This is a genomic window from Erythrobacter donghaensis (assembly GCF_001557325.1).
Taxonomy (GTDB): Bacteria; Pseudomonadota; Alphaproteobacteria; order Sphingomonadales; family Sphingomonadaceae; genus Erythrobacter; species Erythrobacter donghaensis_B.
On the sequence record NZ_LSJS01000274.1, the window covers coordinates 1 to 665 of the forward strand.

The 665-nt window shown below is 58.5% G+C and carries 1 protein-coding gene and 1 pseudogene; one reads left to right on the top strand and one right to left on the bottom strand.

What is annotated here, in order from left to right:
• Nucleotides 1-141: 141 nt before the first annotated feature.
• The gene (locus AX692_RS19815) at nucleotides 142-507 is read left to right on the top strand and encodes a hypothetical protein (RefSeq protein ID WP_196491815.1); all 366 of its coding nucleotides are present in this window, start codon (nucleotides 142-144) and stop codon (nucleotides 505-507) included.
• Here the strand turns inward: AX692_RS19815 and AX692_RS19245 are convergent.
• A pseudogene (locus tag AX692_RS19245) lies at nucleotides 464-610 on the bottom strand (helix-turn-helix domain-containing protein); the annotation flags it as partial. The gene AX692_RS19815 and the pseudogene AX692_RS19245 sit on opposite strands and share 44 nt — an antisense overlap.
• Nucleotides 611-665 lie beyond the last annotated feature (55 nt).

The window sequence follows — 665 nt, forward strand, 5'->3', positions numbered from 1 at the left end:
CATCGTCGGTCTCTACACGCAGGTCGCACAGCGCCTCGGCATCGCGCCGCGTCAGTCGGTCTGAGGCTCGCTTTTTTTCGGGATTTTGCAACTGTGAACGTCAAAAGGAAGCCTGCCAAAGCCGAGCGACCAACATCGAAAATGCGCACGATATTCCGCGAGGTCGCGCGCGACATTGTCGCCCGGGATCGCAAGGCGCGTAAAGGGGGGCGCACGCAAAATACGATTGGCGAGATCGAGCGCGCAATGGTGAAGGCCTATGTCTGCGGACAAGAAGCTCTGTTGAACAAGCGCGAGGGGTTCCGCCCTTCGGTCAATGCTTTGGTCGATTGGCTGGAAATTCCCCCTCGGGCAAGAGAGACGCTGAGCTTCCTGACAATCTGTTTTTCTCACCGCTGGTCGGCGTCACCTCAAGCTTTGTACGCTGAACAACGATTTTCCGGACATAATGTGAACATTGGTGTCAGGCAGCGGCGCGAAGGTACTGGTAGAGGGTTTCGCGGCTGATGCCCATGTCGCGCGCGATGGTCGCCTTGCGTTCACCGGCGGCAACGCGGCGGTGCAGATCGGCAATCATCTCATCCGAGAGCGACCGTTTCCGCCCCCGATAGAGGGCATAGCGTGGGAGGTACGCCAAGCAACGCTAAGGACGAACAATACCGGAA

Coding starts and splice junctions, on each gene's coding strand:
- AX692_RS19815 (WP_196491815.1), top strand. CDS start 142: ATGCGCACGATATTCCGCGAGGTCGCGCGCGACATTGTCGCCCGGGAT.